Source organism: Nitratidesulfovibrio oxamicus (assembly GCF_015731765.1).
Taxonomy (GTDB): domain Bacteria; phylum Desulfobacterota; class Desulfovibrionia; order Desulfovibrionales; family Desulfovibrionaceae; genus Cupidesulfovibrio; species Cupidesulfovibrio oxamicus.
Window position 1 is genome coordinate 1 of the sequence record NZ_VRYY01000015.1, and the last position, 9,569, is coordinate 9,569.

At 66.7% G+C, this 9,569-nt stretch carries 6 protein-coding genes, 1 tRNA gene and 1 pseudogene; 2 read left to right on the forward strand and 6 right to left on the reverse strand.

Going from position 1 to position 9,569, the window contains the following annotated elements:
• From FVW20_RS00780 to FVW20_RS00795, 4 genes are all read right to left on the reverse strand, one after another.
• The coding region (locus FVW20_RS00780; RefSeq protein ID WP_196607879.1) for a PAS domain-containing protein at window positions 1-1,908 on the reverse strand (1,908 nt) is incomplete at its 3' end.
• 246 nt (window positions 1,909-2,154) lie between these two features.
• The gene (locus FVW20_RS00785) at window positions 2,155-2,850 is read right to left on the reverse strand and encodes a hypothetical protein (protein WP_231038750.1); all 696 of its coding nucleotides are present in this window, start codon (window positions 2,848-2,850) and stop codon (window positions 2,155-2,157) included.
• A gap of 334 nt (window positions 2,851-3,184) precedes the next feature.
• On the reverse strand, window positions 3,185-4,609 hold the full coding sequence (locus FVW20_RS00790) for a diguanylate cyclase (RefSeq protein ID WP_196607880.1): 1,425 nt from the start codon (window positions 4,607-4,609) through the stop codon (window positions 3,185-3,187).
• A gap of 491 nt (window positions 4,610-5,100) precedes the next feature.
• A tRNA-Glu gene (locus FVW20_RS00795) sits at window positions 5,101-5,177 on the reverse strand.
• A 780-nt stretch (window positions 5,178-5,957) separates the two neighbouring features.
• On the opposite strand from FVW20_RS00795, the gene FVW20_RS00800 reads away from it, so the two are divergent.
• Window positions 5,958-6,827, forward strand: coding sequence for a hypothetical protein (locus FVW20_RS00800; protein WP_196607881.1), 870 nt, complete (start codon window positions 5,958-5,960; stop codon window positions 6,825-6,827).
• Window positions 6,828-7,011: 184 nt separating this feature from the next.
• Here the strand turns inward: FVW20_RS00800 and FVW20_RS00805 are convergent, their stop codons facing one another.
• Window positions 7,012-7,239 carry a hypothetical protein gene (locus tag FVW20_RS00805; RefSeq protein ID WP_015946262.1) on the reverse strand — a complete coding sequence of 76 codons (228 nt, stop codon included), beginning with the start codon at window positions 7,237-7,239 and terminating at the stop codon, window positions 7,012-7,014.
• Window positions 7,240-7,478: 239 nt separating this feature from the next.
• Entirely contained in the window at window positions 7,479-8,870 is a 1,392-nt protein-coding gene (locus FVW20_RS00810; RefSeq protein WP_196607882.1) for an NAD(P)/FAD-dependent oxidoreductase, read from the reverse strand.
• A gap of 514 nt (window positions 8,871-9,384) precedes the next feature.
• Between FVW20_RS00810 and FVW20_RS00815 the strand changes: the two are divergent.
• Window positions 9,385-9,569, forward strand: a pseudogene (locus tag FVW20_RS00815) (hypothetical protein); the annotation flags it as partial.

The window sequence follows — 9,569 nt, forward strand, 5'->3', positions numbered from 1 at the left end:
ACGCCGGGCCACGGCCTCGTGCACATGCGGGGCCGCACCCACCAGCCGGCACAACACCTCTGCCGCAGGGCGCCCGCGCGCGGCATCGCGCGAAAGGCCGGACGCCTCTTCCGCCGCGCGGTTCCAGTGGATGATCAGACCATCCGGTCCCACCCCGGCCAGGGCGGAGGGCATGGCCTCCATTACCGCGTCCAGGAAGTCGCGTGCGGCGGCAAGGTCGCTCAGGGCCTGGCGCAGGGGCGTGACATCCAGGATCACCCCGTCCAGAAACACCCTGCCCGACTCGTCGAGCACCCGCCGCCCCTGCTCCATGACCGCGCGCTGGGTGCCGTCTGCATGCAGCACCCGGTATTCCAGTGAAAAATGCCCGTCCGGATCGGTGGTCACCTCCATGCCCGCCACGACCCTGGCGCGGTCGTCGGGGTGGATGATGTGCTCAAGGGCCACCCCCCCCTGCTGATAGTCCGCCGCCGGATGCCCTGTCAGCTGCTCCACCTGGTCCGAAATGAACAACGCCCGCCACGGCGGTTCGGCCTCGCAGCGGTAGACCACGCCCGGCAGGTTGGCCACCAGCGAGCGGAAGCGCTGCTCGCTTTCGCGCAGGGCCAGTTCGGCGCGGCGCAGGTCGTTGAGGTCCACGTCGATGCAGTACATCTCCGGCTCGCCGCCCGGCCCCTGCAACGCAACATGCGAAGAATACACCGCCACCGGGCTGCCGTCCTTGTGGCGCAGGCGCAATTCGCCCGCGCGGGGGGCGATGCCGGTCTCCACCCAGTGGGCCACGTCACGCCGCACCTCGTCGGCCATGTAGTCCGGAATGATGAGTTCCTCCAACCGCCTGCCCATGGCTTCCTGGCTGGTAAAGCCGTACAGCCGTTCGCTGGCGGCGTTCCAGAAGAACACCCGCCGTTCGCGGTCGTAACCCTGCACCGGCAGGTTCAGGGCGTTCTCTATCAGCGAACGGAACCGCTCCTCGCTGCGGCGCAGGGCCTGTTCGGCTGCGCGCTGCTCGGTGATGTCGATGTTGATGCCGAGAATGCCGAGCAGCCCGTCGGTCGTGTCTTCACGCATGGGGCGGATGGGAGTGACCATGCTGGAGAATACCCGCCGGGTGCCGTCGCGCAGCAGCACCTCGTGCTCGTGGCGCACCGTCTCGCCCGCCAGGACACGGGCGTTGGTGCCCGCCCATCCGGCGCGGGTGGCCTCCGGCACGTCCCGCTCGCTGTCGGGCGAAACGGTCAGATCGCCCCACAAGGCCACGGAAATGTCGCTTTGCATGACCACGCGACCGCTGGCGTCGCGGGCCCAGAAATCGAAGGGAATGTTGCGGATCATGGCACGCTGCATGGCCGAGGAACGGCGCAGTTCGTCTTCCATGACCCTGCAGCGGGTGGCGTCGGAAAAGACAACCGCGAACCTGTTCGGCCCGGCGCGCCAGGCCCGTACGTCCCAGTGCCTGCCCAACAGTTCGTCGCGGTGCTCGAAGGAGATGCTTTCGCCGCTGGTAACCACCCTGCCGTAGATGTCCACCCACTTGCGCTCGATGTCGGGCAGCACTTCAAGCAGGGTGCGCCCCAGCACCCTTTCGCGGGCAAGGCCGGTCATGACCTCGAAGGCGGGATTGACCTCGAGAAACCGGTAGTCGCGCGGCTGGCCGTGCTCGTCCCAGAGCACTTCATGCAGGGCATAGCCGCTGGGCAGATGCTCAACCAGCAGGCGATGAAGTTCGGCCACGTCACCGGATTCCGCACCCGGCGGGACATCGGACGGCGCACTGCGCGCGGCAGCGGGCAGGGAATCCGGCGGAGCGCCGCCGGGAACACTGTCTGAGTCATCCGGACGACCGGAATTCGCGGAACCCTGCCCGGCTGCGACGATGTCGTGATCGTGGTGGCCGTCAGCTGCCATGCCAGTCGCTCCCCTGCGCGCGCCGCGCCCATTCCGCCACCAGTTCCGCCACCAGTTCCGCCCAGCCTGCCCCGTGTACCGCTCCTTCACGCGCGATACCACGGGGAACGCACCGAAATTACTCGCCGCGTTGATTCAGATTACACCATAACGCGACCTCGCGCGACAGGAACTTGCAGCCTCTGGCCCAACTCCACATCCTTCTGGCGGATGACCGCGGGCCGGGGGACAATCCGGAAACGGCCCCTAGCGTTTGCCGGGCAAGAAGGTGGCCCGCAGAAACCGCGTGTCGAGAAACGCCAGCGGGTTGGCCACCACCCTGTCGGGCAGCAGATGGTACCAGCGGTACCCCAGTTGGCGGTAGTAGGCGCGAGTCATGTCGGCACAGCCCGCCTCTCGCGCGGCCTGCATGGCGGCGTCGCGCTGGCAGCGCGACGAGGCCAGCGGACGCAGCAGCCGGGTGGCAAACCCCCAGCGGGTCAGCATGCGGCGCACCCGCAGGTATTCCCGGTAGCGGCTCAGGCCGTCGGCTCCGCACAGCAGGGCCAGTCCGAACCAGCCGGAAGCGGGCATGAACAGCAGCAGGCCCATGGACAGTGCTTCTTCCGCCAACGCTTCCAGCGCCACGCGGGTCAGCCCTGCGCCAATGAGGGCGGAGACGCCTCCGGTGGCATGGGGCAGGGGCGCTGCCCGCAGGTAGCGCATGGGACCGGACAGTCCCCGCCGCAGCAGCCCTGCAAGGTCGCCCGCCCCGCTCTCCGGCACCCGTCCCGCGCGATTGGCCTGATTCGTCTGGCCCGCATGGCCCACATGGCCGGGCTGGCACACCCGGCCTCCGCAACGGGGGCAGACGGCCTGCTCGTGCGCATGGCCCGGCGCGACGGGGCGCGGAGCATGTCCGGAAACCGCAGAGGAGTGGGCGGTACGGCTGGGAGCGGGCATGGGAATGTTCATGGCATGAAGGTATTGGGCGTGGACCGGGGGAGGACCGAAACGGGCTGACAAGCAGCACGGGCACACCAGCCCGGCCCTGCGGTTTCGTACCATCTGGCTAACCGCTCCGCGCCGCAAGGGCAAGCCCGCGTGGTGCGCGCGCGTTAAATGGCATCATGCGGCCATGGCTGCGGCCTGCGCCGCCCCCGGTGACGACCATGCCTCGCGGCGCATCACCCTGGCGCTGGACCGGTTCATGACCGGCCTTGCCCCGCTGCCGCCCCCGCACGCGAAATTCCGGGCATGGCGTCGCAGGGCGGCGCCATGCCCGACGCAAGGGGGACTACTCCACCTCCACCCGGTCGCGACCGCCGTTCTTGGCGCGGTACAGGGCCGTGTCCGCCCGGTGCAGCAGCGTGTCCACGCTGTCGCCTTCGCGGAAGGCCGCCACCCCGGCGCTGAGGGTATGGATGCGCCCCCCCTCGAACCGCGTGGCCCGCGACGCCCCCCGCAACCGCTCCGCCAGTTGCACGGCCTCTTCCGCCGTGGTTTCCGGGCAGAGCACCAGAAATTCCTCGCCGCCCCAACGACCCACGGAGTCCGCCCCGCGCACGCTGTCCCGCACCACCCGGGCAAAGACCTGCAAGGTCCTGTCGCCCGCCAGGTGACCATGCTCGTCATTGACGCGCTTGAAGTGGTCGATGTCCAGGATGACGATGGAAAAGGGCCGCCGATAGCGTTGGGCCCGCTCCACCTCGCGCCGGAACAATTCGTTCAGGCGGCTGCGGTTGGGCAGGTCGGTAAGCGAATCGGTGCGGGCCAGGCGCTCCAGCACCGCGTTCATGCGCTGAAGCCTGCGGTTGTACCACAGCACCACCCCGGCCAGCAGCGCGAAAAACCCGGCCACACGGGCCACCAGCCAGTAATCCACGGACGTCTGGGCGGTGATGGGCACGTGCCGGTTGACGATCTGCTGGCGCTCCTCGACCGTCAGCGAACGGATGCCCCTGTTCAGCACGCTGCGCAGCAAGGGGTTGTGCCGCACCACGCCCATGCGCAGCTTGTTCTCGTATTCCGGCAGCCTGCCCGCGATCTTCAGGTTGAACAGCCCCTGCTGGCGGATGGTGTACGCCGCCACGATGAGCGAACGCATGGTCATGTCCGCCTTGCGTTCCTCCACCATGCGAATGGCATCTGCCTCCGACTCCGTCACCAGCACCGTCAGGTTGGGGTAGTCCTTGCGGACCAGTTCTTCCATGGCCGTTCCCCGCGGGAACACGATGGTCGCGCCCTCCAGCACCGCCGGGTCCACTATGGCCGGGTGCTCCGTCCGGGTGATGAACACGTTGGGGTCGGTCAGCAGGGGATCGGTGAAACCCAGCCATGCGTCGCGCTGCGGCGTCTGGTTCAGGAAGCTGAGCACCTGGCAGCGGCCCGCCCGCGCGGCCGCGATGCTATCATCCCACGTGGCCGTGGGCACCAGTTCGAAGGACAGGCCGGTGCGCTGCGCCACCAGCGCGATGATGTCGGCGGCAATGCCCGCGTGGCGCGGCTGACCGTTGCGCGCCTCCACCCTCTCGAAGGGCGGCCAGTCCGGGTCCACGCACAGGGTGACGGGGGCGGATTCACGGATGAAGCGTTGCTCCGCCGGGGTGAACCGGACATCCGCGGGGCCGGAATCTGCCCGGCAGACACCGGAAAAAGCCCCGCCCAACAGCACTGCGAACGGGAGGATACGAAAAATGAACAGGGCCAACCTGCGGGACATCAAACAACCTCTCCGCGGTACGGAATGCAGGGGGGGCACAGCAAAAGACGCCCCGGCTACTGCATTGTGTACCCGCACCCCCGGTCGGGCAAGAAGTATCATTCCGCCTGGATCGAACGGCGCGGACAGGAACGGCAACGGCACCGGTGCACGGTGCCCCCGCAAGCGGATGAAGGAGGATGACGTTGCGGATTGGCGAATCGGATGACGTCAGGGGGCATGCCGAGGCACCCCCCCGAAAGACAAGAGTGAATGCATCCTGCTGGTGGCGCTGGCGAAATTGTCACCGTATGAACCATGCGCGTGCGCATGATCGGCTGTCCCAGAAGTCAACGACATTCAACCGAGGCCGCCGTGGCACCGGAAGGAATATTCCCGCAGGCTGGTTGCCATGCAGGGCAAGGGGACAGGCTTTCATGACGGCATTCGATCAGCATCGCCGGACACAACAAGAAGAGCCACCGGGAATTTTCCTGGTGGCTCTTGAAATTTGGCGTCCCCAAGGGGATTTGAACCCCTGTCGACGGCGTGAAAGGCCGTTGTCCTGGGCCAGCTAGACGATGGGGACGCGCCGACGCGCCAGTGGCGCGGAGCGATTCAATAGCCAACGGAGCGACCGCGCGTCAACTGTTTTTTCAGCGGGCGCGGCAGGCCCGGACAGGCAGACGCAGGCCCGGACAGGCAGGCGCAGGCCCGGGCAGACAGACGCAGGGCGGGGCAGGCAAGGGCAGCTTGCGCGCCCTGCGCTGCCTGCTGCCCGACCAGTCCGGTTCGGCAAGGTCTGCCGCCCATTTGCCAGACCACGCCCGCACCACCGCCCCGCTACCGTAACGCGCGACCATTTTCCCGTGCCGGAACGCCTTTCACTCTTCTGCCTCCGCCCATCCCACGCGCCAGACCACGCCCGCCCCCCGCTTCACTCCCCCCTCACAAAATAACGCCAACCGCCGTTCGCCGCGCTTGACGCCACGCCACGCGGCCTTATTCCTATGGCAAGGGAAAGGTCATGCAAGTCCGGGAAGGCCCCCGCTTCCCAGACATACATGGCAGAGGCCCGCGGGTGCTCCCCTGGCAGCCGCAGGTAAACCCCGGCGGAGGATGCAGCGAAATAATGCCGACGGAACACTTCCCGATGAAAGGGATTTGCCGGTGAACCTGGTCCCTAGCCCATACGGCAACGCCGGGGCGGACCAACCGACGGTTCGGAAAATTCAGGCAAATCCCTTTCTGTTTGTCATTTTTTCCTGTTATAGGCGGACGACACCGGTCACATGCGCACGCGGCTCGCACTCCGCGTAGCCGCGCAAGACACCAAACCATCCATCAGGCCCCAGCGCCGGGCACGATCATGTTCCGCCTCGAACCACTCACCAATCTTTTCGACCTGTTGCACCATTACTGGGAACACCCGCGCACCCAGCGCCGGGTGGCGCTCGGGCTCATCTTCGCATTCATCGGCGGCATCGTCGCCATCGAACTGAACCGGCGCGGCCTGCTGGCCGGGCTGCCGGTGGAACTGACCCGCTTCGTTCCCTCCAACCATTTCCAGGCCGTCAACTTCGCCTTCACCATGTTGCTGGTGCTGGAAGTGATGAGCCTGATCCTGGTGCTGTCCTGCTCGCTGTCGCGCTCGGTCGGCAAGCAGTTCGAGATTCTCGCGCTGATCCTGCTGCGGAACTCCTTCAAGGAGCTTTCGCACATGCACGAGCCCATCAGCCTTTCGCTCGACCTCATGCCCGTGCTGCACATCATCGTATCGGCCAGCGCCGCGCTGGTGATATTCCTGTGCCTTGGCCTGTACTACAAGGTGCAGCGGCCCCAGGGGTACATCACCTCGGCCATGGACCGCATGCACTACGTCATGGCCAAGAAGCTTCTGGCCCTCGGCCTGTTCGTGGCGTTCATCGGCATTGCCCTGTGGGACGGCTGGATGTTCGCCACCACCGGCCAGTCGTTCGACTTCTTCGAGACCATCTACACGGTGCTCATCTTCGCGGACATCCTGATGGTGCTGGTGGCGCAGACCTTCATGCCCTCGTTCCACGCGGTGTTCCGCAACTCCGGCTACGTCATCGCCACCCTGCTCATGCGCATAGCCCTTGGCGCACCGCCGTTCTGGGACGCGGCCGTGGGCATCATCTCCGCGCTGTTCGCACTGGCGCTGACCTGGGCCATCCGGGTGTTTCCGCCCAACTCGGTGTCCTCGTCCTGCTCGTAGGCGGCTCCGCAGGCGGGACACGCAGGAAAAAGATCATGAAAAAGGGGCGTTCCGCCATGGCGGAGCGCCCCTTTGTTGTTCCTTCCGCGCGTCGTGTCTTGCCGGGCTGCCATGCCGGGCTGCCATGGCAGGGCTGCCATGGACCATCAGCAGGGACCGGTTCAGGGCCGACGCGCCATCGTTGCTACATGCGCCAGGTTCCGGGCTCCTCGCGCAGATACATGTCCATTTCCTCGCTTATCCCCACCCGCACATCCTCCTTGTTGTCGGTAAGGCAGATGTTGCGGTCGGGGTCCAGGCCCACATCCAGGGCCAGCCCTTCCAGCCGTTCGATCAACCGTTCGAAGTCGTCCCGAACGACCGGGTCGCTGTCCCATACGTGCCGTGGCACGCGCGCTATGCCGGTGAACATGCGTATCACCTCCCTCGCGCCGGGCGCGATTGGTGTCTCGTCCCCAAACATAAGTCCGAAACGGCAAGATTCAAGACATGCGGCGTGCCGTCCTCCCCACGCCGCCTGCCGCCCCTTTGTTCAACCGCCTTCACGCGCACACGAAAAGACGGGGCGCCCCGCAAGGCGCCCCGTCCGTTTCATGCCTGTACATCCACGCCGTCCCCCACCGATTCCGGAGGCAACGGCGTACCGCCCGGCTAGCTCCGTTCGATGATGGCCTTGGCCGGTATCAGCCCGGTGGCCGCGGCGGACACGATGTTGCCCGCAACGCCCGGCCCGTCGCCCGCCACGAACAGCCCCTTGAGCGAGGTTTCCAGCCGGTTGTCCGTCTCCACCTGGGTGGCGAAGAACTTGATCTCCGGTGCGTAGAGCAGCGTTTCCTCGTTGGCGATGCCGGGCATGACGTTGTTCAGTTGCTCCAGCCCCTCCACCAGGTTGGTCACGATGCGTTCCGGCAGGGCCATGGCGATGTCGCCGGGCACCACGTTGGTCATGGTGGGCTCTATGTAGCCCTTCTTGATGCGGTTCCACGTGGACCGGCGGCCCCGCCGCAGGTCGCCGAAACGCTGCAGGATGGGCTTGCCGCCGCCGATGATGGTGGCCAGCCGCCCGATGGCGGTGCCGTAACCCTGGTTGTCGGACACCGGATCGGTCAGCACCATCTTGGACAGGAAGGCGAAGTTGGTGTTCTCCGACTTGCGGTGGCGGTAGGCGTGGCCGTTCACGCACACGAAGTCCTGGTAGTTCTCCAGCGCGATGAACCCTTCCGGGTTGGTGCAGAAGGTGCGGGTCTGGTCGTCGTACTTGTCGGTCTGCACGAAGAAGGTGGGGTCGTAGATCACGTCGGTGATGTCCGACATGATGTCCTTGTGCACTTCCACGCGCACGCCCACCTCTATGCCGCGCTGGCTCACGGCTAGGCCGTGCCCGCGCGCCAGTTCGCCCACCCAGTCCGCGCCCACGCGGCCGGGGGCGATGATCACCGCCTTGCACGCATATTCGCCCTTGTCGGTCACAAGGCCGCGCACCGCGCCGTTTTCCACGGTAAGGGCGCGCACTTCTTCACCCGTGCGGATGTCCACGCCCTTGTCGCGGATGTGCGCGCACATGGAGGCGATATGGTCGGGCAGACAGTCGCTGCCAAGGTGTTTCTGCTTGATGAGCAAGAGGTCGATGCCGTGCTTCTTGGCCTGCTTGCGGATGGCTTTGGCCGCCTCCATGTCCGAAGGGTAGACCGGGCCGTCCATGCCGAAACGGTTGAAGATGGTCTCCGTTTCGTTGATCAGCGCCTCGGCCTCGGAGCGGGGCATGAACTGGGTAAGGTCGGTCTTGCCCAACTTGTGGATGAAATTGAGCTTGCCGTCCGAAAACAGGCCGCCGCCGCCCATGCCGGACAGGATGTGGCACGGTTTGCACTTCAGACACTTCTGCGTCTTGTTGATGGGGCAGCTGCGCTTGCGCACGTCCTGCCCGCGCTCGATGAGGCAGGTGCGCAGGCCGGAATGCTCGGCAAGGTGGTACGCGGCGAACAGCCCTGCCGGGCCGCCGCCCACGACGATGACGTCGAACTGATTGGAACCCTTTGACATGGTGAGAACTCTCCCTGAACGGATCATTGCGGCATCCGCACGGCATGGGGGAAAGGGGCACCTGCGTCGCGCCGTGCCACGGGCACGCCGAAGGGGCGCAAGCGATGTCGCATGCGCCCGCAGTGACCGGCCCCGTCAGCGCCATTGGCTGCTTGCAGAACAGCAGACTCCAGACGCCGGGCCGCACAAAGGCCAGTTTACCCTGCACCGCAAGAGGCACGCTGTCAAGACGGACGTGGCCGCGTTTCCACGCCACCCCCACTGGCGCGGCGACACGGGATGCGTTATCAATACACAATGGCGGACCGTACCGGGCGCGCGCCACAGTCCCTGGCCCGCCCCTGACCGGACCGAACAGAACCCAACAGGACCGGCCCAGGCCAGCGAGCCCTTCCGGCGCCCCCGTCTCCAGCAGGCGTCCCGCGCCCCGGCCAGCCGCCAGCCATCCCCCGAACCCCGCGTATCGGGCGGGGCGCATCCGCCCCGCACCGGAACGATCGCCAAGGAGTGCGCCATGACCCAGTCCGCCGACCAGTCCGCTGCCATCTCCTCCGTATCGCCCGCCGACGCCGTCACCGCCACCGCGCCCACCGGCTCTTCCGCCACCGGCCCCTCGGTCATCGGTGAGGACATGGCCGCGCTTGCCGCCCGCCAGAAAGCGTTCGTCGCCTCGGGCGCGGTGCTGCCCTCCGGCGCGCG